The sequence below is a fragment of the Streptomyces fragilis genome (genome assembly GCF_003112515.1).
GTDB classification, from domain to species: Bacteria; Actinomycetota; Actinomycetes; order Streptomycetales; family Streptomycetaceae; genus Streptomyces; species Streptomyces fragilis.
Genome location: NZ_BEVZ01000004.1, coordinates 44,878 through 68,292, shown reverse-complemented (window position 1 = coordinate 68,292; position 23,415 = coordinate 44,878). Strand labels below are relative to the sequence as shown.

Genomic DNA, 23,415 nt, shown 5'->3' with positions numbered 1-23,415 from the left:
GTTGAGATTCATGGCCCCTGGAGCCATGAACCGTTGGACCAAGTCTCTCGCCGAGGCCCGGCCGGCCGCCTACTGGCTGGAGGACCCCGGCCGGCCCCACCCCGAGCCCGCCCTCACCGCCGCCGCCACCTGCGACCTGCTGGTGGTCGGCGGCGGGTACAGCGGCCTGTGGACGGCGCTGCTCGCCAAGGAACGCGACCCCGGCCGCGACGTGCTCCTGCTGGAGGGCAAGGAGATCGGCTGGGCCGCCTCCGGCCGCAACGGCGGCTTCTGCGCCGCGTCCCTCACTCACGGACTCGCCAACGGGCTCTCCCGGTGGCCCGGGGAGATCCGCACGCTGGAGGACATGGGCGCCCGCAACCTCGACGCGATCGAGGACACCGTCGCCCGGTACGGCATCGACTGCGAGTTCGAGCGCACCGGGGAGATCGACCTCGCCACCGAACCGCACCAGTGGGGCCAACTGCGCGAGCTGTACCGGGCGATGGAGGAACACGGGCTCGCGGACCACGTCGAACTCCTCGACGCGGACGGCGTGCGCGCCCACGTCGACTCCCCGACCTTCCTCGGCGGCCTGTACGACCGCCGGGGCGTCGCCCTGGTCCACCCGGCCAAACTGGCCTGGGGGCTGAAGCGGGCCTGCCTGCGGCTGGGCGTCAGGATCCACGAGCACAGCCCCGCACTGTCCCTGCGGCAGCAGGGCGCCGGGGTGCACGTGCCCACGCCCTACGGATCGGTCCGGGCGGGCAAGGTGGCCCTGGCCACCAACGTCTTCCCCAGCCTGCTGCGCCGGGTGCGGCCGTACACCGTGCCGGTCTACGACTACGCCCTGGTCACCGAACCGCTGCCGAAGGACCTGATGGCCTCGGTCGGGTGGCGGGGCAGACAGGGGCTGGCGGACCTCGCCAACCAGTTCCACTACTTCCGCCTCACCGCCGACGACCGCGTCCTGTGGGGCGGCTACGACGCCGTCTACCGCTACGGCGGGCAGGTGCGGGCCGAGTACGACAACCGGCCCGAGACCTTCGCCGCGCTCGCCGAGCAGTTCTTCACCTGCTTCCCGCAGCTGGAGGGCGTGCGGTTCACCCACGCCTGGGGCGGCGCCATCGACACCTGCTCGCGGTTCGCGCCCTTCTTCGGCACCGCGCACCGGGGGCGGGTCGGCTACTCGGTCGGCTACACGGGGCTGGGCGTGGGAGCCACCCGGTTCGGCGCGCAGGTCGTGCTGGACCTGCTCGACGGCGAGGAGACCGAGCGGACCGCGCTTCGGATGGTGCGCTCCAAGCCGCTGCCGTTCCCGCCCGAGCCGTTCGCCTGGACCGGCATCGCGCTCACCCGCTGGTCGCTGGCCCGGGCCGACGTCAACGGCGGCAGGCGCAACGTGTGGCTGCGGGCGCTGGACCGGGTGGGCCTCGGCTTCGACAGCTGACAGCCCCTCCCGTCGCTCCACGGCCCCTCCCGCTGCTCACCCGAACGGGTGACTGTGCCGAAGTCGCGTAATGGCCGGGACGCAACCTCCTCTCTCCCACGGGACAGCGCGCGCGGCCGGACGGCGGCCCGCCGGGAGCGAGGAGGTGGTCCGCGGATGAACGGGACGGCTGCGGTGAGGCGGGCGGTCGAGTGGCTGGCGTCGGTCGCCCCGGACCCGGCCGCGTGCCGCGGCGAGTGGGAGCACCGGGCCGACGGCGTGGCCCTGCTGCCGGCCGGCAGGGCCTGGGACGTGCTGATACTGCCGGGCGAACTGGGCCACGCCACGCTGGCGGTGCTGCGGCGGTGCCTGGACCGGGTGGGGCCGGTGCTGGCCGGGTTCGACGAGTACCGCCTCGGCTTCTTCGTCCCGCCGGGCACGGCCGGACGGTGGCTCGGCACGGGGGTGCGGGCGGCCGGGCGCGGCACCTGGGTGGTGGTGCCTCACCCCGGACGCAGGTGGGGGCGGGCCGGGGGCCGCATGCGGTGGGTGGTCCCGCCCGACGGGACGGGACTGCTGACCGACCCCGTGCTGCTGGAGATCGCCATGCACGAGGCGGTGGCCGGCCTCAACGGCACCTGACGTCCCCGGGCGGCGCGGTCCGCGCGTCCCACGGGGCGGGGGAGCCGCCGGTGCGCGCGGTGAGGACGGCGCCGCCGGCGGCCAGGCTGCCCAGGACGTCCAGCGGCCAGTGGTAGCCGTGCCGCACGAGCCCCACCGCCGTGCCCGCGACCAGCGCCGCCCACAGCAGGACCACCGCGAGCCGCGCCGCCCGCCGCCGCAGCCAGGGCAGGAGCAGCAGCGCCGCGACGCCGTGGAGGACGACCGCCGTGGCCGTGTGGCCCGAAGGGTAGAAACCCGTCTCCGGGGCCATCGGCGGCGGCCCCGGCCGGGCGATCAGCGCCTGCAGCGGCGCCACCACCAGCGGGACGGCCACCGCCGCCCCCGCCGCCACGGCCGCCGGCGTCCACCACCGTGCCCGCCCGGCCCTGCGGCCCCGCAGCACGGCCCAGCCCGCCGCGGCCGCCAGCACCGGCAGGGCCACCTCCGCGTTGCCCAGATCGGCGAGGAACGCCGACAGCCCGTCCCGGTGGATCAGCGCCCGGCCCAGCCGCTCGTCGGCCCGGGCCAGCGGACCCTCCGCGGCGACCTGCCAGGTCAGCACGGCGAACAGCAGGCCCAGGAGCCAGGGCAGTGCGCGCCGCGACGACGGGCGCGGACGAGGAGGGGCGGGCGGACGGGGAGAGGTGATCGGCACGCCCTCCAGGGTGCCTGACGCGACGCGGGCGCCGGGACGCGCCCGGACATGCCGAAGGGCCGGCACAAGGGGGGGTGTGTGCCGGCCCTTCGGAGGACCGCCGTGAAGTGACGGTCCGGATCGGGTGCCGTACGCCCCGGGGGGTTTGGGGCGGACGGCCGTCCGATCGGTGAGGAGAACCCGGAGGCGTCAGGTCTCCGGGTGTGCGCGAAGCACCGTCGGGCCGCGGCTGGGGAAACCTCGGCCCGGACCCCCGCGGCGGACCGCGGGTTCGGGGTGTCTCTCATCTGCGACGAACTTACGGCAGACCAGCAGGCCGGGACAGTCGCCGCCCCGTCCCGCCATCCACCTCGCACACGTTCTTCACAGGGTCTCCCGGGACGGAAGGCCGGGCCCCATTTACCCCGCTGACCACGTCAGACGGCGCCGAACGCCTGCTCCAGGACGTCCAGTCCCTCGTTCAGCAGTTCGTCGCCGATCACCAGCGGCGGGAGGAAGCGGAGCACGTTGCCGTAGGTGCCGCAGGTGAGGACGAGCACGCCCTCGTTGTGGCAGGCCTTGGCGACGGCGGCGGCGAGCTGCGCGTCGGGCTCCTTGGTCGTGCGGTCCTTCACCAGCTCGATGGCGATCATGCCGCCGCGGCCGCGGATGTCGCCGATGGCGTCGAACTTCTCCGCCATCGCCGCGAGGCGGGCCTTCATGAGCTCCTCGATCTGCCGGGCACGGGCGTTGAGGTCGAGCTCCTTCATGGTCTCGATGGCGCCCAGCGCGGCGGCGCAGGCGACCGGGTTGCCGCCGTAGGTGCCGCCGAGGCCGCCCGCGTGCGCGGCGTCCATGATCTCCGCGCGGCCGGTGACCGCGGCCAGCGGCAGACCGCCGGCGATGCCCTTGGCCGTGGTGATCAGGTCCGGGACGATGCCCTCGTCCTCACAGGCGAACCACTGGCCGGTGCGGCAGAAGCCGGACTGGATCTCGTCCGCCACGAACACGATGCCGTTCTCGGTGGCGAACTCGCGGATCGCCGGCAGGAAGCCCTTGGCCGGCTCGATGAAGCCGCCCTCGCCGAGCACCGGCTCGATGATGATCGCGGCCACGTTCTCGGCGCCGACCTGCTTGACGATCTGGTCGATCGCCTGGGCGGCGGCCTCCGGACCGGCGTTCTCGGCGCCCGTGGGCCAGCGGTAGCCGTAGGCCACCGGCACCCGGTACACCTCGGGGGCGAACGGGCCGAAGCCGTGCTTGTACGGCATGTTCTTCGCCGTCAGCGCCATGGTGAGGTTGGTGCGGCCGTGGTAGCCGTGGTCGAAGACCACGACCGCCTGGCGCTTGGTGTACGCGCGGGCGATCTTGACCGCGTTCTCCACGGCCTCGGCGCCGGAGTTGAACAGCGCGGACTTCTTGGCGTGGTCGCCCGGGGTCAGCTCGGCCAGCGCCTCGGCGACGGCGACGTAGCCCTCGTACGGCGTGACCATGAAGCAGGTGTGCGTGAAGTCGGCCAGCTGGGCGGAGGCCCGGCGGACCACGGCCTCGGCGGAGGCGCCGACCGTGGTGACGGCGATGCCGGAACCGAAGTCGATGAAGCGGTTGCCGTCGACGTCCTCGATGACGCCGCCGTCCGCGCGGGAGGCGAAGACCGGCAGGGTGGAGCCCACGCCCTGGGCCACCGCGGCGGCCCGGCGGGCCTGCAGCTCGATCGACTTCGGGCCGGGGACGGCGGTGACGACGCGACGCTCCTGCGGCAGCGCGGATGCGGACATGGGGGGCTCCCTGGGGGTCGTGCGGACGGTCGGGGCGGGAGTCCTCGTCCGGCGCGCGCCGGGCGGACACTTCCCTCCTGGTTCGCAGGCTAGGGCCAGGCGGGCGAGGCGAGCATGCTCCACGCAGGAGCGTTCGGCGCGTCGCGTTGTCCGGGATGGCGCAGTGCGGGCCGGCCGGGTCAGGCGTCCCCGGTGTCCGCGGGGCGGCGGCCGGTTCCCCGGGAGGGCCCCGTGCCGTCGCCGTTCCCGTTCCCGGCGCTGTTTCCGTTGCCCGTGGCCTTGAGGGCGAGCCAGAGCTCCATGCGGACGTCCGGGTCGTCGAGGGAGCTGCCCAGGATCTCCTCCACGCGGCGCATCCGGTACCGCAGGGTGTGCCGGTGGACGCCGAGGTCCGCCGCGGCCGCGTCCCACTGCCCGTGCCGGGACAGCCAGGCGCGCAGCGAGGCCACCAGGTCGCCGCGCCCGGTGGCGTCGTGGTCCCGCAGCGCCCGCAGCCGGCCCTCGGCGAAGGCGCGGACGGCGTCGTCGGCGAGCAGCGGCAGCACCGAGCCGGCCGCCAGGTGCTCGTGCTCGACCAGGACCCGCCCCCGCCGGCGGGCCACCGCCAGCGCCTGGACGGCCTGCTTGTACGCCGAGGCCACACTGGTCGGCCCCGCCGGGGCGGACACGCCGATGGCCGCCGTGGACCCGCCGCGCTCCGCCGCGCCCTCCAGGGCCGCCGCCTGTTCGGCGCAGGCGGCCAGCGCGGCACCGCCGTCCGCCGCCAGCACCACCAGACGGCCCTGCTCCTCCTCCGGCACCACCAGCACCGGCTCGCCCGCCCAGGCGGCGGCCGCCTCCAGCGCGCCGGCCAGCTCCTCGCCCCGGCACTCCGCCACCACCACGCGCAACGGCGCGTCCAGCAGCCCGCCGTACAGGTCGCCCGCGACCGTCCGGGCGTGCTCGGCCTCGCCGGACAACAGCATGTGCAGCACGGCGGCGCCGATGCGCTGCTCGGCCTCGTGCAGCGAGCGGGACCGCTCGGTGGTGAGGGTGAGCAGCGCGATCGCCGAGTGCACGGCGTACCGCTCGGCGGTGCCCAGCGGGGCCGCGGTGCCGACGGCGAGCGCGGACCGGGGGCGGCGGCCGGAGCCGAGGGTGTGCAGCTCCACCCGGTCCTCGCCGGTGTCGTCGGCCCCGCTCCGGTCCCTGCCCCGGCCCCCGCCCCGTGGCCGCTCCTGGTGCGCCGTCCCGCCGCCGGCGGCGGCCCCGGACCGCTCGGCCCCCTCCTCGTCCCGCTGCCCGGCGATCACCGCGGTGGCGGGCGACTGGCGGTCGCGCAGGCGCTGCACGTCCGGGGTGAGGCGCGCGGCGCGCCGCTCCGCCCAGTCGGGCGCCACCGCGACCACCGCTCCGGCGGCGTCGTACAGCGCGGCCCAGCCGTCCACCTGGGCGGCCAGCGCCGCCAGCAGCCCCTCGGGCCCGTCGCTCAGGGCCCGCCGGGTCAGCTCGCGCTGGGCGGCGAAGCCGGCGGTCACCGCGCGGTACTGGTCCGCCGCGATGGCCGCGGAGACGGCCTTGCTGATCGCCAGGAAGGGCGTGCTGCGCGGCACCTCCAGGAGCGGGAGACCGTGCTCGGCCGCGGCCTCCACCAGCGCCTCGGGCACCTCGTCGTAGTTGACGCCCACCCCGAAGCCGAGGCCGACGACCCCCGCGGCGGCGAGGCGGCGCACGTAGCCGCCGGCCTCCGCCGGGTCCTCGGCGTCGACCTTCAGCGCGGTGGTGAGCAGGAGCTCCCCGCCCTCCATGTAGGGGACGGGGTCCGGCAGCTCGCTGACGTGCGCCCAGCGGACGGGGACGTCCAGCGGGGTGCCCTCACCGGCCCGGAGGGTCAGGTGCAGCGCGGAGTGGTGCAGCAGCGAGGCGAGGGTGGGCGGCATCGGTGTCCCTGACAGGTGGTGGTCCTTGGCCGGACCGGAGTGAAACCACCGGTGATTCTGCCGCACCGGCAGGCCACGGCGGACGCGTTCCGCCCTCCGGCCGTGGCGCCCCCGCGTACCCCGGACGGTCCGCACCGGTCGCCCGGGCGAGGGGCCGACCGTACCGTCGATCCCGAGGAGGGCCCGCCTTCGTCCTGCGACGACAAGACCGCCCACCTGCGCGAACCGGCCCGCGGCCGGTGCTGGCGGCGGAGGGAGCTGACAGTGTCACCGAGCTTGCGACGGCACCGGCCGGACGCCGACGGGGCGGCTGCGGGGAGCGGCAGCAAGCTCGTCGCGCTCCTGGTGATCGCCTCGCTCCAGCTGATGGTCGTGCTGGACATCACCATCGTCAACATCGCCCTGCCGCACATCCAGACGGCACTGGACTTCACCACGGCGAACCTCTCGTGGGTGATCAACGCCTACACCCTCACCTTCGGCGGGCTGCTCCTGCTGGGCGGCCGATCGGGTGACATCCTGGGCCGCCGGAGGATGTTCGCGTTCGGCGTGTCGCTCTTCACCGTCGCCTCGCTGCTGTGCGGCGTCTCGCAGGCGCCCTGGCAGCTGCTGGCCGCCCGCGCCCTGCAGGGCCTGGGCGGCGCCGTCGCCTCGCCGACCGCGCTGGCGCTGATCGCCACCATCTTCGAGGAGGGACGGGAGCGCAACCGGGCGTTCGCCGTGTTCGCGGGGGTGTCCGCGGGAGGCGGCGCGATCGGGCTGCTGGCCGGCGGCGTGCTCGTCGAATGGCTGACCTGGCGCTGGATCTTCTTCGTCAACGTCCCGATCGGCCTGCTCATCGTCCTCGCCACCGCCCGCTACATCCAGGAGTCGCAGCGCCGGCCGGGACGGTTCGACGTGCTCGGCGCCTGCACCTCCACGCTCGGCATGGTCGCGCTGGTGTACGGGTTCATCCGGGCCGGGGACAAGAGCTGGTCCGACCCCCTCACCGTCGGCGCCTTCGCCGTCGCGGTCGTCCTGCTGGGCGCCTTCGTCCTCGTCGAACGCACCTCACGGCAGCCGATCACGCCGCTGGCGCTGTTCCGCGACCGCAACCGGTCCGGCACCTACGCGATCATGCTCTGTCTCGCGGCGGCGATGTTCGGCATTTTCTTCTTCCTGACCCTCTTCGTGCAGGACGTCATGGGCTTCAGCCCGCTCGAGGCGGGCCTGGCCTTCCTGCCGGTGAGCGCCGTCATCGCCGTCAGCGCGGCGGTGGCCTCCCAGCTGCTGCCGAGGACCGGACCCAAGATCGTGATGGTGTCCGGAGCCGTCCTCGCCGCGGCCGGCCTGGGGTGGCTGTCGCGCCTGGAGGTCACCAGCAGCTACGCCGGCGGCATCCTCGGACCGATGCTCGTGTTCGGCTTCGGCATGGGCTTCGAGTTCGTCTCCCTCACGCTGATGGCCGTCTCCAACGTGGCCGAGAAGGAGTCCGGCGCCGCGTCCGGGGTGCTGAACGTGACCCAGCAGGTCGGCGGCTCCCTCGGGCTGTCCATCCTGGTGACCGTCTTCAGCACCAGCAGCCGCCACAAGGCGGAGGACCTCGTCCGCTCGTTCCTCGCCCGTGCCACGCCGGAGGAACGGCTGCGGTTCCGGCGGACCGGCGCGTTGCCGCCCGAGCTGCGGGAACAGACCCTCGCCGCCGGCATCACCTCGGCGTTCGTCGCCGCCGCGATCATGGCGGTACTGGCGGCCCTGGTCGCCGTGCTCATGATCCAGACGCGCGCCGCGGACCTGGAGAGGTTCCAGGGCCGGGCGCCGTCCCCCTGACAGCCGGGCGGCCCCTGGCCGTCAGGCCCGCAGGTCGGTCAGCAGGGGCGGGGCGTGCTCGCCCGCGGCGGTCGTCAGGGAGACGACCGCGTGCCCCGGAGGCACACCGTGGGCCAGGTCGGACGCCGACCACCGCTCACGCTCCACCTGCCGCACGGTCACCGCCCGGGCCGTCGGCGCCCGCCCGGTGATCACCCGCCGCAGCGCGTGCACCGCCTTGCCCGCCGGCGTCTCGGCGACGATCTGCCGGTCGGTGACGTCCCGCGCCTCGGTCCACTCCTTGCCCCAGACCTCGGCGAAGTCCTGACCGTCCCACGGGGTCAGCCCCGACAGCGCCACCCTGCACCCCACCGACCCCAGCAGCGGCCCCCGCAGCGCCCGCGGCACGTCGTCCAGCGTGCGCAGCGTCAGCACCACGCCGGCGTTCACCGACCGCAGCCGCTGCACCGCGCGCACCGCCTCCGGCGTGACCACCCCGGCCGCCTCGTCGAGGACCAGGCAGGCGAACAGCGACCGGTCCCGCCGCACCGCCACGCTCGCCGCGAACTGCGCGAGCAGCAGCCGCGCCAGGATCCGCGCGGCCTCCGCGTGACCGTGGCGCGGCAGGTCGACACGGACCCGCACCGGGTGGTCCAGCGCCCGCAGCGAGAACGGGCGGGTCCGTCCCGTGGTGTCGAAGAAGGTCGCGAAGGCCGGGCGGTCCAGCAGCGCGATCCGGTCGGCGAGCAGCGGCGCCGTGTCGCCGTGACGCCCCGCCTGCCGCTGTCTGGCGTCGAGCTCGCGCACCAGCGAGGCGTGCGCCGGATCCCGCGCCAGCGCCTCGCGCAGCGCCGCCAGCGGCTCGGGGTCGCCGTCCAGCAGCGCCCGCAGCTCCGGCACCGACGGGAACCGGTCGTGGACGGCGCGGAACGGCCCGAGCAGCTGGCCCAGGACGGTGGCCGGCCGCCGCCCGCCCTCGGCGGAGCCCTCCGGGTCGGCGACGTCCCCGGCCAGCGCCTCGGCCAGCACCGCCGCGGCCTCGTCCGGATCGGTGGTCCCGCCGTACAGGTCGAGGTCGTGCGGGGAGTGCGGGTCGCCGATCCGCACGACGACGTCGTAGGCGTCGACGGCGCCCAGACCGGCCCCGTCGGCGCCGACCACCACCACCGCGGCGCGGCCGGCCAGGGCGTGCAGCGTGAGCGACTCGGCCAGCGGGCGGACCAGGGCGGAGGTCTTGCCGGCCCCGGCCGGGCCCACCGCCACCAGCGAGGTGGCCAGCAGGTCGGGGGCCAGCGCCACCCCGGCGTCGCGGTAGGCGTAGGGGTTGCGCGGGTCGTCGGCGGCGGCGCCCAGGCGCACCTGCCCGGTCAGCAGGTCGTGGCGGGCGGTGCGCACCGGCAGGTCACGGGCGCCGGACGGGTGGGGGCAGGCGGCGGCGCCGTCCTTCAGCACGGCGTCGGCGAAGGCGGTCAGCGGCAGCCGGCCGGCGCGCACGCTCTGCCAGGCGCGGGTGAGGCGGGCGTGGTCGATGTCCCGCATCAGCCCGGCCGCCGCGTCCGCCGCCAGCCGGTCCGCGGCGGCCAGGGCCTCGGGCGACCCGGCGGCCCGCAGCTCCGCGAAGCGCGCGGGGTCCTCGTCGGGGGAGCGGGGGGCGACGGCCTCGGCGGGCCGGCGCGAGCGCCAGGCCGGCGGCCCGAACCGCCGCCACAGCTCCGCCCAGCGGCCCAGCCGGGCCACCGCCACCAGGATGACGCCGCCGACCAGCGCGTAGTAGGCGTAGACGACGACCACCGCGGCGATCGAGTGCGGTTCGGCCCAGGACTCGGGCACCATCGCCCACAGCGGCAGCAGCCACCAGCCGCCCAGGTAGCCGTTCCACAGCAGCGACCAGACCAGCCACCCCACCAGGAACGAGATCACCGCCCCGGTCACCAGCTGCCGGGCCGGGGTCACCTCCGGCTCCTCGTCGGGCCGCGGCCGGTGCCCGAACCGCCAGATGCCGGGGGCCGCCTCCGGGCGCGGGGTGCGCAGCCAGTCCAGGAACGCGGCGCCCGCCGGCGCGGCCTCGACGGAAGGGGCGTGGCGAGGGCGTGGCGGGTGGACGAAGTGGGTGTCCGGCTTGCCGTCGGTGTCCATCGGGCCCCCAGGTGCGCTGCGTGACGTCACATGTACCGGGCCTCAATGTAGTGCGCCCGGGCCCGCCGCAGGACTCCCGCGCGCGGAGCGGTGGGCGCGGACCGGACGGCGTCGAGCGTGCGCCGCTGCGGCGCAAACGGGCACCGGGCCGCTCCACGGTGGCCAGGTCGGGACGGCCCGGGGCCCGCCTACCGTGGACGCATGACCTCCCATGCCTTCTGGATCGCCGGCCGCGAGGCCACCGGCGACGAGACGTTCGACGTCACCAACCCGTACGACGGCCGGACCGTCGGGACCGTCAGCGTCCCCACCGAGGCCCAGGTGGAGGAGGCCGTCGCCGCCGCCCACGCCGTGCGGGACGAGTTCGCCGCCACCCCGGCGCACGTCCGCGCCGCCGCCCTCGACCACGTGGCGCGCCGCCTCACCGAGCGCACCGAGGAGATCGCGCAGCTGATCTCCGCCGAGAACGGCAAGCCGGTCAAGTGGGCCCGCGGCGAGGTCGGCCGTGCCATCTCCGTGTTCCGCCTCGCCGCCGAGGAGGCCCGCCGCTGGAACGCCGGCGAGGCGCAGCGGCTGGACACCGACCAGGGCGGCACCGGCCGCCTCGCCCTGACCCGCCGCGTCCCGCGCGGCGTGGTGCTGGGCATCGCGCCGTTCAACTTCCCGCTCAACCTGAGCGCCCACAAGGTGGCCCCGGCCATCGCGGTCGGCGCGCCGATCATCCTCAAGCCCGCCCCGGCCACCCCGATCTCCTCCCTGGTCCTCGGCGAGATCCTGGCCGAGACCGACCTGCCGGCCGGCTCCTGGTCCGTGCTGACCGTGCCCAACGACCGGATGCCCGCGCTGGTCCAGGACGAGCGCCTGCCGGTCATCTCCTTCACCGGCTCCGGCCCGGTCGGCTGGTCCATCCGCGACAGCGTGCCGCGCAAGCACTGCACCCTGGAGCTCGGCGGCAACGCCGCCGCCGTGGTCCTGGCGGACTGGGCGAGCGAGCAGGACCTCGACTGGGCGGCCACCCGGATCGCCACCTTCTCCAACTACCAGGGCGGCCAGTCCTGCATCTCGGTGCAGCGCGTGATCGCGGACGCCGCCGTGTACGACCGCCTCCTCCCCCTGATCGTCGAGAAGGTCGAGGCCCAGGTCACCGGCGACCCGTCCGACGACGCCACCGACGTCGGCCCGCTGGTCAGCGAGGACGCCGCCCGGCGCGTCGAGGCATGGGTCGACGAGGCCGTGAAGGCCGGCGCCGAGCTGCTCACCGGCGGCACCCGCGACGGCGCCACCTACGCGCCGACCGTGCTGGCCGGCGTGCCCGAGGGCGTCACCCTCTCCTGCGAGGAGGTCTTCGGCCCGGTGCTCACCGTGCAGCGGACCGAGGGCGAGGAGGAGGCCTTCGCCGCGGTCAACGACTCGCCGTACGGCCTCCAGGCCGGCGTCTTCACGCACGACCTGCGGACCGCGTTCCGCGCCCACCGCGCCCTGGAGGTCGGCGGCGTGATCGTCGGCGACGTGCCGTCCTACCGTGCCGACCAGATGCCGTACGGCGGCGCCAAGCAGTCCGGCGTGGGCCGCGAGGGCGTGCGCTACGCGATGGACGACTACACCTACGAGCGCGTCCTGGTGATGACCGGGCTCGCGCTGTAGGGACCCCTTCGCCCGGGAGTCCGCCCCGAATCACACGAGGGCGGACTCCGGGGCGGCCGGGCGGGGGCCACAATGGGGGGATGACTGACAGCCCTGCCCCGCTCGCCGACCCGCATCTGGTCTTCGATCCGTCCGACGGACCGAAGGACGTGGTGATCCTCGGGTCCACCGGGTCGATCGGCACCCAGGCCATCGACCTCGTGCTCCGCAACCCGGACCGCTTCCGGGTGACCGCGCTGTCCGCCGCCGGCGGACGGGTGGACCTGCTCGCCGAGCAGGCGCACCGGCTGCGGGTGCGGACGGTGGCGGTGGCCAGGGCCGACAAGGCCGCCGAGCTGCGCGAGGCGCTGGCCGCGCGCTACGGCGCCGAGCCGCTGCCCGAGGTCCTCGCCGGCCCGGACGCCGCCGCCGAGGTCGCCGCCTCCCCGTGCCACACGGTGCTCAACGGCATCACCGGCTCGATCGGCCTGGCCCCCACGCTGGCCGCCCTCGAGGCGGGCCGGACGCTGGCGCTGGCCAACAAGGAGTCGCTGATCGTGGGCGGCCCGCTGGTGAAGGCCGTCGCCAAGCCCGGCCAGATCATCCCGGTCGACTCCGAGCACGCCGCGCTCTTCCAGGCGCTGGCCGCCGGCACCCGCGCCGACGTCCGCAAGCTGGTGGTCACCGCCTCCGGCGGGCCGTTCCGCGGACGCACCAAGGCCGAGCTCGCGGACGTCACGGTCCAGGACGCGCTGGCGCACCCCACCTGGGCCATGGGCCCGGTGATCACCGTCAACTCCGCCACCCTGGTGAACAAGGGGCTGGAGGTCATCGAGGCGCACCTGCTCTACGACATCCCCTTCGACCGCATCGAGGTCGTGGTCCACCCGCAGTCCTACGTGCACTCCATGGTCGAGTTCACCGACGGCTCGACGCTGGCCCAGGCCACCCCGCCGGACATGGGCGGGCCGATCGCCATCGGCCTCGGCTGGCCCGAGCGCATCCCGGACGCCGCCCCTGCCTTCGACTGGTCGAAGGCGTCGGCCTGGGAGTTCTTCCCCCTCGACAACGACGCCTTCCCCTCGGTGAACCTCGCCCGGCACGTCGGCGAGCTCGGGGGGACGGCCCCGGCCGTGTTCAACGCGGCCAACGAGGAGTGCGTCGAGGCGTTCCTGGCCGGCCGGCTGCCGTTCACGGCCGTCATGGATACCGTCGTCCGGGTGGTCGAGGAGCACGGCACGCCGAGCGCGGGAACTTCCCTGACCCTGCCCGACGTCCTCGAGGCGGAGACCTGGGCGCGGGCCCGGGCGCGGGAACTGACGAGCGCGGAGGCGCGTGGATGACCACCATCTTGTTGTTCGGGCTCGGCATGGTCATCTTCTTCGTGGGCCTGCTGATCTCGATCGCCTGGCACGAGCTGGGCCACCTGTCGACGGCCAAGCTGTTCGGCATCCGCGTACCGCAGTACATGGTCGGGTTCGGCCCGACGATCTGGTCGCGGAAGAAGGGCGAGACCGAGTACGGCATCAAGGCCGTCCCGCTCGGCGGCTACATCCGCATGATCGGCATGTTCCCGCCCGGTCAGGACGGCCGTATCGAGGCCCGCTCCACCTCGCCGTGGCGCGGCATGATCGAGGACGCCCGCTCGGCCGCCTACGAGGAGATCCGGCCGGGCGACGAGACCCGGATGTTCTACACGCGCAAGCCGTGGAAGCGCGTCATCGTGATGTTCGCCGGACCCTTCATGAACCTGGTCCTGGCGGTCGCGCTGTTCTTCGTCTACCTCATGGGCTTCGGCATCCGCGAGGAGACCAACGTGGTCAGCTCGGTGCAGAAGTGCGTGATCGCGGTCAGCGAGAAGCGCGACACCTGCGAGAAGAGCGACCCGCCGTCCCCCGCGGCCGCCGCCGGCCTGCGGGCGGGCGACAGGATCCTCTCGGTGGGCGGCGTGGACACCACCGAGTGGAACGACCTCTCCGACGCCATCCGCACCCGGGCGGGCGAGCAGGACGTCCCGATCGTGGTCGACCGCAAGGGCGAGCGGATCACGCTGCAGGCGGACGTCACCACCAACAAGGTGGCCAAGAAGGACGACCGCGGCATGCCCGTGCGCGGCGAGTTCGTCAACGCCGGGTTCCTCGGCTTCAGCCCCGCCAGCGGCGTGTTCCGGCAGGACTTCGGCGATTCGATCGTCTGGATGGGCGACCGGGTCGAGGACGCGGTCGACGGCCTGATCGCCCTCCCGTCCAAGATCCCCGCGCTGTGGGACGCCGCCTTCGGCGACGGACCCCGCGAGGACGACTCGCCGATGGGCGTGATCGGCGCGGCCCGGGTCGGCGGCGAGATCGTCACCCTGGACATCCCGGCAAGCCAGCAGGTGGCGGGCTTCGTCTTCGTGGTGGCCGGGTTCAACCTGTCGCTGTTCCTCTTCAACATGCTGCCCCTGCTCCCGCTGGACGGCGGGCACATCGCGGGGGCGCTCTGGGAGTCGCTGCGGCGCGGCATCGCCCGGATCTTCCGGCGGCCCGACCCCGGCCCGTTCGACGTGGCCAAGCTGATGCCGGCCGCGTACGTGGTGGCCGCCCTGTTCGTCTGCTTCACCGTGCTGGTGGGCATCGCGGACGTGGTGAACCCGGTCCGCATCTCCTGACCGCCGTCCGCGCCCCCCGGCCGCCCGTATTGCTCCTCTGCATCCGCCGTTGTGCGCATTTGCTCGGAGCGGGCGTGCCGGGTGGGCGGGCGGTGCCGTAATCTCGGATCCCGGAGCCCAACCGGGGCCTGGAGCCTGTTGACCGCTTCGCGCGTGTTCGACTGCCTCGAGCTTGATCACACCATGGGGTTGCACAGCAGATGACTGCGATTTCACTCGGCATGCCGTCCGTTCCGACCAAGGTCGCCGAGCGCCGGAAGAGCCGGCAGATCCAGGTCGGAACGGTGGCGGTGGGCGGTGACGCTCCCGTCTCGGTGCAGTCCATGACCACCACCCGGACCTCCGACATCGGCGCCACGCTGCAGCAGATCGCCGAGCTGACGGCCTCCGGCTGCCAGATCGTGCGCGTGGCCTGCCCCACCCAGGACGACGCCGAGGCGCTGCCGGTGATCGCGCGCAAGTCGCAGATCCCCGTCATCGCGGACATCCACTTCCAGCCGAAGTACGTCTTCGCCGCCATCGAGGCGGGCTGCGCGGCGGTCCGGGTCAACCCGGGCAACATCAAGCAGTTCGACGACAAGGTCAAGGAGATCGCGCAGGCCGCCAAGGACCACGGCACGCCGATCCGCATCGGCGTCAACGCCGGCTCCCTCGATCACCGCCTGCTGAAGAAGTACGGCAAGGCGACGCCGGAGGCCCTGGTCGAGTCCGCGCTGTGGGAGGCGTCCCTCTTCGAGGAGCACGACTTCCGCGACATCAAGATCTCGGTCAAGCACAACGACCCGGTCGTGATGATCGAGGCCTACCGCCAGCTGGCCGAGCAGTGCGACTACCCCCTGCACCTCGGCGTCACCGAGGCCGGACCGGCCTTCCAGGGCACCATCAAGTCCGCGGTGGCCTTCGGCGCCCTGCTCTCCCAGGGCATCGGCGACACCATCCGCGTCTCGCTGTCGGCGCCCCCGGTCGAGGAGGTCAAGGTCGGCATCAAGATCCTCGAGTCGCTCAACCTGCGCCAGCGCACCCTGGAGATCGTCTCCTGCCCGTCCTGCGGACGCGCCCAGGTCGACGTCTACAAGCTGGCCGAGGAGGTCACCGCCGGCCTCACCGGCATGGAGGTCCCGCTCCGGGTGGCCGTCATGGGCTGCGTGGTCAACGGCCCCGGAGAGGCCCGCGAGGCCGACCTGGGCGTCGCCTCCGGCAACGGCAAGGGCCAGATCTTCGTCAAGGGCGAGGTCATCAAGACCGTGCCCGAGTCGAAGATCGTGGAGACCCTGATCGAGGAGGCCATGAAGCTGGCCGCGCAGATGGAGGCCGACGGCGTCGGCTCCGGCGAGCCCTCCGTCTCGGTCGCCGGCTGACCGGTTCACCGCCCCGGCAGGGGGCACCAGGGAGGGATCAGCGGTCCCGCCGACCCGGCGGCACGTCCGCCGGGCGACCAGTACAGTGGCGGAAACCAGCAGATCGTATGACGAGGCCCTCCCCGTGTTGACGCAGACGACCACCAGGGTTCTGGAACCCGGCGACCTGGACGCGGCGCTCGCGGTACTCGACCGCGAGCCGGTCGCGAACGCCTTCGTGGCGGCGCGCGTCCGGGTCGCCGGGCTGGACCCCTGGCGTCTGGGCGGCGAGATGTGGGGCTGGTACGAGGACGGGATCCTCACCTCGCTCTGCTACGCGGGCGCCAACCTGGTCCCCATCTGCGCCACCACCCGCGCGGTGCGGGCCTTCGCCGACCGCGCCCGGCGCGCCGGGCGCCGCTGCTCGTCCATCGTCGGCCCGGCCGGGCCGACCGCCGAGCTCTGGCGCCTGCTGGAACCCCACTGGGGCCCCGCCCGGGACGTCCGCGCCCGCCAGCCGCTGATGGTCACCGACCGGATGCCCGAGGACGTGGCGCCCGACCCGAAGGTGCGGCGGATCCGCAAGGACGAGATGGAGACCATCCTCCCGGCCTGCGTCGCCATGTTCACCGAGGAGGTCGGCGTCTCCCCGCTGGCCGGCGACGGCGGGCTCCTCTACCAGGCCCGGGTCGCCGAACTCGTCGCCACCGGGCGGTCGTTCGCGCACGTCGACGACGAGGGCAAGGTCGTCTTCAAGGCCGAGATCGGCGCCGCCACCCCGCAGGCCTGCCAGATCCAGGGCGTCTGGGTCGCCCCCGAGTACCGGGGCAGGGGCCACGCGGCGCCCGGCATGGCCGCCGTCCTGCGGTACGCGCTGCGCGACGTGGCCCCGGTGGTCAGCCTCTACGTCAACGACTTCAACGCCCCGGCCCGCGCGACCTACCGCCGCGTCGGCTTCCGCGAGACCGGCACCTTCATGAGCGTGCTCTTCTGACCCCCGGCCGGTCCGGGCGCCCTCGCCGCCCCCGCCGGCCGATGGCGGGCGGACCGAATCCGGCGGATGCCACCGGGCGGTCAGCGGGTACCCTCCCGGCATGCCGAACTCCCCCTCGGGCCCCGTGATGGTCGCCCCCCTGGATCTGTCGGCCCGGGTCGACGAGGCGCTCGCCGTGCAGGCCGAGGCGTTCGGGCTCGGCGAGGACGAGATCATGGTGCGCCGGCAGATCGTCCAGCGCCACATGACCATGCCCGGCGCCCGCGCCCTCGGCGCCACCACGCCGGACGGACGGCTCGCCGGCTTCGTCTACGGCATGCCCAACGACCGCGCCCACTGGTGGTCCACCGTGGTCGAGCCCTACCTGCGGGCCCTCGGCAACGACGACTGGCTGGACGACTCCTTCGTGATCACCGAGCTGCACGTCCACCCGCTCCACCAGAAGCAGGGCATCGGCCGCGCGCTGATCACCGCCATCACCGACACCGCCGCCGAACCCCGCTCGATCCTCTCCGCCATCGACCAGGAGAGTCCCGCCCGCCGCCTCTACCGCACCCTCGGCTACACCGACCTGGCCCGCCGCGTGCACTTCCCCAGCGCCGCCGTGCCCTACGCCGTGATGGGCGCGCCGCTCCCGCTGCCCCGGGGCTGACGGGGACCGGGCCGGGGCGCCCGGCGGCGGGGAGGAAGGGGCCGAACGCCCGTCGGGGGGCAAACCGATTTCCGCCGTCGCGGGCCGCCCGGCTAACCTCGGGGCCACCATCCTTACGCAGCAGGAGTTGTAGAACATGGCCCAGGTCCAGCGCATGTCCCGGTTGATGGCGAAGACCCTGCGCGACGACCCGGCCGACGCCGAGGTCCTCAGCCACAAGCTGCTCGTCCGCGCCGGCTACGTCCGCCGCACCGCCGCCGGCGTCTGGTCCTGGCTGCCGCTCGGCAGGAAGGTCCTGGCCAACGTCGAGCGGATCGTCCGCGAGGAGATGGACGCCATCGGCGGCCAGGAGGTGCTGCTGCCCGCCCTGCTGCCGCGCGAGCCCTACGACGCCACCGGCCGCTGGGACGAGTACGGCCAGGAGCTGTTCCGCCTCAAGGACCGCAAGGGCGGCGACTACCTGCTCGGCCCCACCCACGAGGAGATCTTCACCCTCCTGGTGAAGGACCAGGCGTCCTCCTACAAGGACCTGCCGGTCATCCTCTACCAGATCCAGAACAAGTTCCGCGACGAGGCCCGCCCCCGGGCCGGCGTGCTGCGCGGCCGCGAGTTCTGCATGAAGGACTCCTACTCCTTCGACACCGAGGACGAGGGCCTGGCCCGGTCCTACGCCCTGCACCGCGAGGCGTACCGGAAGATCTTCGCCCGGCTCGGCCTCGACTACCGCATCTGCGCCGCCACGGCCGGAGCGATGGGCGGCTCGAAGTCCGAGGAGTTCCTGGCCCCGGCCGAGGCCGGCGAGGACACCTTCGCCGACTGCCCGAACTGCGACTTCGCCGCCAACACCGAGGCGGTCTCCTACGAGCTGAAGCCGGTCGACGGCTCCGCCGTGCCCGCCCTCGAGGAGATCCCCACCCCCGACACCCCGACCATCGAGACGCTGGCCGCCTCGCTGGGCGTGCCCGCCTCCACCACGCTGAAGAACCTGCTGGTCAAGGTCGACGGCGAGATCGTCGCCGTGGGCGTTCCGGGTGACCGCGAGGTCGACCTCGGCAAGGTCGAGGCGCACTTCGCGCCGGCCGCGGTCGAGCTGGTCACCGCCGAGGACTTCACCGGCCGCGAGGACCTGGTCCGCGGCTACGTCGGACCGCAGGGCCTGGAGAAGGTCACCTACATCGCCGACCCGCGGGTCGCGCCCGGCACCTCGTGGATCACCGGCGCCAACAAGGACCAGACCCACGCGAAGAACGTCGTCGCCGGCCGCGACTTCGAGGTCGACGCGTACGTGGACGTCGTCGTGGTCCAGGAGGGCGACCCCTGCCCGAACTGCGGCACCGGCCTCAAGCTGGACCGCGCCATCGAGATCGGCCACATCTTCCAGCTGGGCCGCAAGTACACCGACGCGCTGAAGCTGGACGTGCTCGGCCAGAACGGCAAGCCCGTCCGCGTCACCATGGGCTCCTACGGCGTCGGCGTGACCCGCGCGGTGGCCGCGCTGGCGGAGCAGACGGCCGACGACAAGGGCCTGTGCTGGCCGGCCGAGGTCGCCCCGGCGGACGTCCACGTGGTCGCCGCCGGCAAGGCCGCGCAGACGGAGCTGGCGCTGGAGGTCTCCGAGCAGCTGGCCGCCAAGGGCGTCCGGGTGCTGGTCGACGACCGCGCGGGCGTCTCGCCGGGCGTGAAGTTCACCGACGCGGAGCTGATCGGCGTGCCGAAGATCCTGGTCGCGGGGCGCCGCACCGCCGAGGGCGTCGTGGAGCTGAAGGACCGCCGCACGGGCGAGCGCGAGGAACTCCCCGTCGCCGAGGCGATCGCCCGCCTCACGGCCTGACCCACCCGCCGCTGCCCCGGGTCCCACGGGATCCGGGGCAGCGGCGTTCCCCGGCGCGGACGCGTGTGCCCTCTCGCCCCGCACACGTGCCCGCCCTGTGGGCGACCGTGTCGCGGGGGACCGGGTCAGAGCCAGGCGGCGAACTCGAGGAGCCAGTCGGCGTCCCGCGGGCGGCCGACGCGACGGGCCCGCAGCCCGGACTCCACCGCGCGGAAAACCGTCCACCCCCGCAACCGCTCCCGGTCCACCTCCAGCGACTCGGCGAGCCGCTTCACCCGGCGCCGGGTCGTCGCCGCCCCGGACGGCATCGCGATCAGGTCCTCCACCCGGTCCCGCACCAGCCGCGCCAGGTCGAAGGCGCACTCGCCGACCACCGGGTCCGGGCCCACCGCCAGCCACGGCATCCGCTCCCCGCCCAGCACCTTGCTCTGCCGGAACGTCCCGTGCAGCAGCAGCCGTTCGGGCGGATCCGCGAGCAACTCCGCCCGCAGCCCCAGCGCGGTGTCGACCAGCGCGGCCGCCTCGTCGCCGGGACCCACCAGCGCCGCCCGCATCGCGTCCGCCTGCCGCCCCGTCCGCTCCTCCACCGTCTCGAAGACGTGGCCGGACGGCGGCTCGACCCACAGCCGTCGCAGTGTCGCCGCGCCCTCCAGCAGCGCCTTCGCCTCCGGCAGCGTGCGGACCGACACGTCGGGGTTCAGCCGCTCGAGCAGCAGCACCCCGTCACCCGTCCCGGCCTGCGCATCGGCCCCGCCCTCGAGCAGCTGCGCCGCGCCCAGCCCGTGCCAGTGCGCCAGCGCCGCCCGCTCGCCGGCCGGCCGCGACCGGCGCGGAATCAGCTTCAGGACGGCCGGGGAGCCGTCGGACCGCCGCACCAGGACCACCAGCGAGCTCCGCCCGCCCGGCACCTGCACCCGCTCCACGGACAGCGCGAGCGCCTCCACGGCGCGGTCCAGGGCCTGGGGCAGCCCGCGCAGCCAGTCCTCGCCGCCGGTGGTCTCCGCCAGTGCCCTGACCAGGCGTGGCGGCGGTTCGAAAGCCATGCGCGCGTCGTTCCCCTTCTGCTGGGCCGGGTCGGTCCCTCACGCCATTTCGGCGAGACCTGGGAAGGCTACGCCGCCGCCGCGCCAGCGGGCCGCCCGGACCGCCGCGTCCCGCAGCGCGTCGGCCGCCGCCCGGCGGCGTTCGCCCCGGCCGGCGCGCACCAGGTCGGCGTAGACCCCGGCCAGCCGCTCCTCCAGCTCGGCGGCCAGCCGGACCGCCGCCTCGCCGTCCGGCACCTCGAACGGCAGCGCGTAGGCCGCCTCCGCCGCCGTCGGCTCGCCGCCCAGGTCGCGCACGGCACGGACCAGGGCGTCCCGGCGCGCCCGGTGCGCCTCGAACGCCTCGCGGGCCTCGGACCGCCGGTCGTCACCGACCCGTCCGCCGACCACGCCGTAGCCGTAGACCGCGGCGTGCTCCGCCCGCAGGGCCGCCTGCGTGGCCTCCAGACTCATCCCGGACCTCTCCATCGGCTAGTCGTCCTCCAGCAGGTAGACGTGCACGGCCCCGGCCGCGGCGACCGAGGCCAGCAGCCGGGCCGGCTCACCGCCGAGCCCGGACAGCTCCCGGCCGCGGCGCCCCGCCAGGTCACGCTCGGCGTCCGCGACCAGGCGCAGCGCCTGCTTCTCCTCGCCGGGCACCGCCGGCCTCGACGCGGACGGCGCGGCAGCGCCGGGCGCCGACGCCGAAGGGGCGGGAGCCGACGGGGAGGGGACGGGAGCCGACGGGGAGGGGGAAGGAGCCGACGCGGAGGGGGAGGGCGCCGCCGGCCCCGCGCGTTCGGCGAGGACCTCCGCGTGCCGCCGCACGGTGTCCCGGAGCGGCGTCAGCCGGGCCTGGAGACCTGGGTGGACGGCCAGCACCGCGTCGTAGAGCGCGGCGAGCCCGGCGCTGTCCGCCGCCGCCCGGGACAGCGCGCGCTGGTCGGCCGTCGGGGTCCGGCGGGCGGCGGAACCCCCGGGGGAGGAGCCCGCGGAGCAGGCGGCGAGCAGCGCGGCCGCCGTTCCCGCCGCCGAGGCGAGCAGGGTTCTGCGGCGCGGCCCGGAGCGCGGGCGCGAAGGGGGCAACGGCACGACGGGCGTCCTCGGCTGGGTGTCAGGGGCCTGTGGCGGGCGGGCGGTTCGCACTTCTCGCTGCTCCGGCCGGGGAACGTCGGTGACCGGCCGGTTCGCGTGGATTCGCACCCCGCGCGTGACGGCCCGTCACGCCGTCCAACTCCCGTCGGCGCAGGTGTGATCACCGTACCCGTGTCCGACTCCCGCACGAGCGACCGGTGCCGCGCCACGGCGGACGGGACACCCGGTGGACGGCAACACCCTCCGCGACCGGATACCCTTTGACCTGACACGCGATCGATCCCACAACAGCACACGCGGCCGAGGAGTCACCCGGATGAGCACCACCCAGAGCGAGAGGCTGCGAGAGCTGCTGGAGCCGCTCGTCACCTCCCAGGGGCTCGACCTCGAGGAGATCGAGGTGGAGTCCGTCGGCCGCCGGCGGGTGCTGCGCGTCACCGTCGACTCGGACACGGGCGCCGACCTCGACCAGATCGCCGATGTGAGCCGCGCGCTCTCGGCGAAGCTCGACGAGACGGACGCGATGGGCGACGGCGAGTACAACCTCGAGGTCGGCACGCCGGGCGCGGAGCGCGCCCTCACCGAGCACCGGCACTACGTCCGCGCCACGGGCCGGCTGGTCCGGTTCCAGCTCGCCGACGGCGAGGAACTGGTCGCGCGGATCCTGGGCGTCGACGACGAGGACCTCGACCTCGAGGTCCCGGGGGTCAAGGGCCGCAAGGCCACCACACGCAGGCTCGCCTTCCGGGACGTCGCCAAGGCACGGGTCCAGGTCGAGTTCGGCCGCAAGAACAAGAATGACGAGGAGGCGTAGCCGTGGACATCGACATGAGCGCCCTGCGGGGCTTGGTGCGGGAGAAGGAGATCTCCTTCGACCTGCTGGTCGAGGCGATCGAGTCGGCCCTCCTCATCGCCTACCACCGGACCGAGGGAAGCCGCCGTCGTGCGCGCGTCGTGCTCGACCGGGAGACCGGTCACGTGACCGTGTGGGCGAAGGAGGACCCGGACGAGCTCGAGGAGGGGCAGGAGCCCCGCGAGTTCGACCACACCCCGTCCGACTTCGGCCGGATCGCCGCGACCACCGCCAAGCAGGTCATCCTGCAGCGGCTGCGCGACGCCGAGGACGACGCGACGCTCGGCGAGTACGCCGGCCGTGAGGGCGACATCGTCACCGGTGTCGTCCAGCAGGGCCGCGACCCGAAAAACGTCCTGGTGGACATCGGGAAGCTCGAGGCCATCCTGCCGGTGCAGGAGCAGGTGCCCGGCGAGGACTACAAGCACGGCACGCGGCTGCGGTCGTACGTCGTCCGGGTGGCCCGCGGCGTGCGCGGCCCCTCGGTGACGCTGTCGCGCACCCACCCGAACCTGGTGAAGAAGCTGTTCGCCCTGGAGGTCCCGGAGATCGCCGACGGCAGCGTCGAGATCACCGCGATCGCCCGCGAGGCCGGCCACCGCACCAAGATCGCCGTGCGTTCGACGCGTAGCGGCCTGAACCCCAAGGGCGCCTGCATCGGCCCCATGGGCGCCCGGGTGCGCAACGTGATGAACGAGCTCAACGGCGAGAAGATCGACATCGTCGACTGGTCGGACGACCCGGCGGAGATGGTGGCCAACGCGCTGTCCCCCGCCCGGGTGAACAAGGTGGAGGTCGTCGACCTCGCCGCGCGTTCCGCCCGGGTGACGGTGCCCGACTACCAGCTGTCGCTGGCGATCGGCAAGGAGGGGCAGAACGCCCGTCTGGCCGCCCGCCTCACCGGCTGGCGGATCGACATCCGCCCGGACACCGAGCAGGACGGCCAGGAGGCCTGACCGAAGGCCGCGACCCGCTCCGGAATCGCGGTGTGACCTGCGACACGGAATGTTTGAGCCGTGGCAACGGTTGACA

19 protein-coding genes are annotated in these 23,415 nt (G+C 74.4%); 12 read left to right on the top strand and 7 right to left on the bottom strand.

Annotation, left to right across the window (positions count from 1 at the left end):
* Positions 1–10 precede the first annotated feature (10 nt).
* Together Sfr03f_RS13505 and Sfr03f_RS13500 are read left to right on the top strand one after the other, a co-directional pair.
* Positions 11–1,429, top strand: a complete 1,419-nt coding sequence (locus tag Sfr03f_RS13505) for an NAD(P)/FAD-dependent oxidoreductase (RefSeq protein ID WP_108954149.1) — start codon at positions 11–13, stop codon at positions 1,427–1,429.
* A gap of 156 nt (positions 1,430–1,585) precedes the next feature.
* Positions 1,586–2,050 carry a hypothetical protein gene (locus tag Sfr03f_RS13500; RefSeq protein ID WP_108954148.1) on the top strand — a complete coding sequence of 155 codons (465 nt, stop codon included), beginning with the start codon at positions 1,586–1,588 and terminating at the stop codon, positions 2,048–2,050.
* Here Sfr03f_RS13500 and Sfr03f_RS13495 read toward each other — a convergent pair.
* From Sfr03f_RS13495 to Sfr03f_RS13485, 3 genes are all read right to left on the bottom strand, one after another.
* On the bottom strand, positions 2,037–2,726 hold the full coding sequence (locus Sfr03f_RS13495) for a phosphatase PAP2 family protein (protein WP_108954147.1): 690 nt from the start codon (positions 2,724–2,726) through the stop codon (positions 2,037–2,039). The genes Sfr03f_RS13500 and Sfr03f_RS13495 overlap by 14 nt on opposite strands.
* Positions 2,727–3,142: 416 nt before the next feature.
* Positions 3,143–4,483 (bottom strand): 4-aminobutyrate--2-oxoglutarate transaminase, encoded by a 1,341-nt coding sequence (gabT, locus tag Sfr03f_RS13490; protein ID WP_108954146.1) that lies wholly within the window; start codon positions 4,481–4,483, stop codon positions 3,143–3,145.
* A 179-nt stretch (positions 4,484–4,662) separates the two neighbouring features.
* Positions 4,663–6,402 (bottom strand): PucR family transcriptional regulator, encoded by a 1,740-nt coding sequence (locus Sfr03f_RS13485; RefSeq protein WP_108954145.1) that lies wholly within the window; start codon positions 6,400–6,402, stop codon positions 4,663–4,665.
* A 258-nt stretch (positions 6,403–6,660) separates the two neighbouring features.
* On the opposite strand from Sfr03f_RS13485, the gene Sfr03f_RS13480 reads away from it, so the two are divergent.
* Positions 6,661–8,211, top strand: coding sequence for an MFS transporter (locus Sfr03f_RS13480; RefSeq protein ID WP_435841971.1), 1,551 nt, complete (start codon positions 6,661–6,663; stop codon positions 8,209–8,211).
* 21 nt (positions 8,212–8,232) lie between these two features.
* Here the strand turns inward: Sfr03f_RS13480 and Sfr03f_RS13475 are convergent, their stop codons facing one another.
* Positions 8,233–10,326 carry an ATP-binding protein gene (locus Sfr03f_RS13475; RefSeq protein ID WP_245967554.1) on the bottom strand — a complete coding sequence of 698 codons (2,094 nt, stop codon included), beginning with the start codon at positions 10,324–10,326 and terminating at the stop codon, positions 8,233–8,235.
* Positions 10,327–10,527: 201 nt separating this feature from the next.
* On the opposite strand from Sfr03f_RS13475, the gene Sfr03f_RS13470 reads away from it, so the two are divergent.
* The 7 genes from Sfr03f_RS13470 (at position 10,528) to Sfr03f_RS13440 (ending at position 19,413) form a co-directional block, all read left to right on the top strand.
* Positions 10,528–11,970, top strand: a complete 1,443-nt coding sequence (locus tag Sfr03f_RS13470) for an aldehyde dehydrogenase family protein (protein WP_108954144.1) — start codon at positions 10,528–10,530, stop codon at positions 11,968–11,970.
* Between the two features lie 80 nt (positions 11,971–12,050).
* Positions 12,051–13,292, top strand: coding sequence for a 1-deoxy-D-xylulose-5-phosphate reductoisomerase (gene dxr / locus Sfr03f_RS13465; RefSeq protein ID WP_108954143.1), 1,242 nt, complete (start codon positions 12,051–12,053; stop codon positions 13,290–13,292).
* A complete protein-coding gene (locus Sfr03f_RS13460; RefSeq protein ID WP_108954142.1) occupies positions 13,289–14,599 on the top strand; it encodes a site-2 protease family protein in 1,311 nt (436 codons plus the stop codon). The genes dxr and Sfr03f_RS13460 overlap by 4 nt, the downstream gene beginning before the upstream one ends.
* Positions 14,600–14,799: 200 nt before the next feature.
* Complete coding sequence (ispG, locus tag Sfr03f_RS13455) at positions 14,800–15,957, top strand: flavodoxin-dependent (E)-4-hydroxy-3-methylbut-2-enyl-diphosphate synthase (RefSeq protein ID WP_108954141.1); 1,158 nt, start codon at positions 14,800–14,802, stop codon at positions 15,955–15,957.
* Positions 15,958–16,081: 124 nt separating this feature from the next.
* Positions 16,082–16,930, top strand: a complete 849-nt coding sequence (locus Sfr03f_RS13450; RefSeq protein ID WP_108954140.1) for a GNAT family N-acetyltransferase — start codon at positions 16,082–16,084, stop codon at positions 16,928–16,930.
* Between the two features lie 100 nt (positions 16,931–17,030).
* A complete protein-coding gene (locus tag Sfr03f_RS13445) occupies positions 17,031–17,582 on the top strand; it encodes a GNAT family N-acetyltransferase (RefSeq protein ID WP_108954139.1) in 552 nt (183 codons plus the stop codon).
* A 136-nt stretch (positions 17,583–17,718) separates the two neighbouring features.
* Positions 17,719–19,413 (top strand): proline--tRNA ligase, encoded by a 1,695-nt coding sequence (locus tag Sfr03f_RS13440; RefSeq protein WP_108954138.1) that lies wholly within the window; start codon positions 17,719–17,721, stop codon positions 19,411–19,413.
* Between the two features lie 125 nt (positions 19,414–19,538).
* Here the strand turns inward: Sfr03f_RS13440 and Sfr03f_RS13435 are convergent, their stop codons facing one another.
* From Sfr03f_RS13435 to Sfr03f_RS30275, 3 genes are read right to left on the bottom strand one after another with little or no spacing between them, the layout of a single operon-like run.
* The gene (locus tag Sfr03f_RS13435) at positions 19,539–20,456 is read right to left on the bottom strand and encodes an aminoglycoside phosphotransferase family protein (protein WP_108954137.1); all 918 of its coding nucleotides are present in this window, start codon (positions 20,454–20,456) and stop codon (positions 19,539–19,541) included.
* 39 nt (positions 20,457–20,495) lie between these two features.
* Complete coding sequence (locus Sfr03f_RS13430; RefSeq protein ID WP_372514359.1) at positions 20,496–20,909, bottom strand: ferritin-like domain-containing protein; 414 nt, start codon at positions 20,907–20,909, stop codon at positions 20,496–20,498.
* Positions 20,910–20,927: 18 nt separating this feature from the next.
* On the bottom strand, positions 20,928–21,527 hold the full coding sequence (locus Sfr03f_RS30275; protein WP_159105644.1) for a hypothetical protein: 600 nt from the start codon (positions 21,525–21,527) through the stop codon (positions 20,928–20,930).
* A 319-nt stretch (positions 21,528–21,846) separates the two neighbouring features.
* On the opposite strand from Sfr03f_RS30275, the gene rimP reads away from it, so the two are divergent.
* Positions 21,847–22,344 carry a ribosome maturation factor RimP gene (gene rimP, locus Sfr03f_RS13420; protein ID WP_108954135.1) on the top strand — a complete coding sequence of 166 codons (498 nt, stop codon included), beginning with the start codon at positions 21,847–21,849 and terminating at the stop codon, positions 22,342–22,344.
* A gap of 2 nt (positions 22,345–22,346) precedes the next feature.
* On the top strand, positions 22,347–23,339 hold the full coding sequence (nusA, locus tag Sfr03f_RS13415) for a transcription termination factor NusA (RefSeq protein ID WP_108954134.1): 993 nt from the start codon (positions 22,347–22,349) through the stop codon (positions 23,337–23,339).
* Positions 23,340–23,415 lie beyond the last annotated feature (76 nt).

What these genes read in the sequence shown, in the direction of transcription:
- Sfr03f_RS13445 (WP_108954139.1), top strand. Translation starts at nt 17,031, where the DNA reads ATGCCGAACTCCCCCTCGGGCCCCGTGATGGTCGCCCCCCTGGATCTG.
- Sfr03f_RS13430 (WP_372514359.1), bottom strand. Translation starts at nt 20,909, where the DNA reads ATGAGTCTGGAGGCCACGCAGGCGGCCCTGCGGGCGGAGCACGCCGCG.
- Sfr03f_RS13470 (WP_108954144.1), top strand. Translation starts at nt 10,528, where the DNA reads ATGACCTCCCATGCCTTCTGGATCGCCGGCCGCGAGGCCACCGGCGAC.
- Sfr03f_RS13440 (WP_108954138.1), top strand. Translation starts at nt 17,719, where the DNA reads ATGGCCCAGGTCCAGCGCATGTCCCGGTTGATGGCGAAGACCCTGCGC.
- Sfr03f_RS13460 (WP_108954142.1), top strand. Translation starts at nt 13,289, where the DNA reads ATGACCACCATCTTGTTGTTCGGGCTCGGCATGGTCATCTTCTTCGTG.
- Sfr03f_RS13435 (WP_108954137.1), bottom strand. Translation starts at nt 20,456, where the DNA reads ATGGCTTTCGAACCGCCGCCACGCCTGGTCAGGGCACTGGCGGAGACC.
- dxr (WP_108954143.1), top strand. Translation starts at nt 12,051, where the DNA reads ATGACTGACAGCCCTGCCCCGCTCGCCGACCCGCATCTGGTCTTCGAT.
- ispG (WP_108954141.1), top strand. Translation starts at nt 14,800, where the DNA reads ATGACTGCGATTTCACTCGGCATGCCGTCCGTTCCGACCAAGGTCGCC.
- rimP (WP_108954135.1), top strand. Translation starts at nt 21,847, where the DNA reads ATGAGCACCACCCAGAGCGAGAGGCTGCGAGAGCTGCTGGAGCCGCTC.
- Sfr03f_RS13485 (WP_108954145.1), bottom strand. Translation starts at nt 6,402, where the DNA reads ATGCCGCCCACCCTCGCCTCGCTGCTGCACCACTCCGCGCTGCACCTG.
- gabT (WP_108954146.1), bottom strand. Translation starts at nt 4,483, where the DNA reads ATGTCCGCATCCGCGCTGCCGCAGGAGCGTCGCGTCGTCACCGCCGTC.
- Sfr03f_RS13500 (WP_108954148.1), top strand. Translation starts at nt 1,586, where the DNA reads ATGAACGGGACGGCTGCGGTGAGGCGGGCGGTCGAGTGGCTGGCGTCG.
- Sfr03f_RS13505 (WP_108954149.1), top strand. Translation starts at nt 11, where the DNA reads ATGGCCCCTGGAGCCATGAACCGTTGGACCAAGTCTCTCGCCGAGGCC.
- Sfr03f_RS13475 (WP_245967554.1), bottom strand. Translation starts at nt 10,326, where the DNA reads ATGGACACCGACGGCAAGCCGGACACCCACTTCGTCCACCCGCCACGC.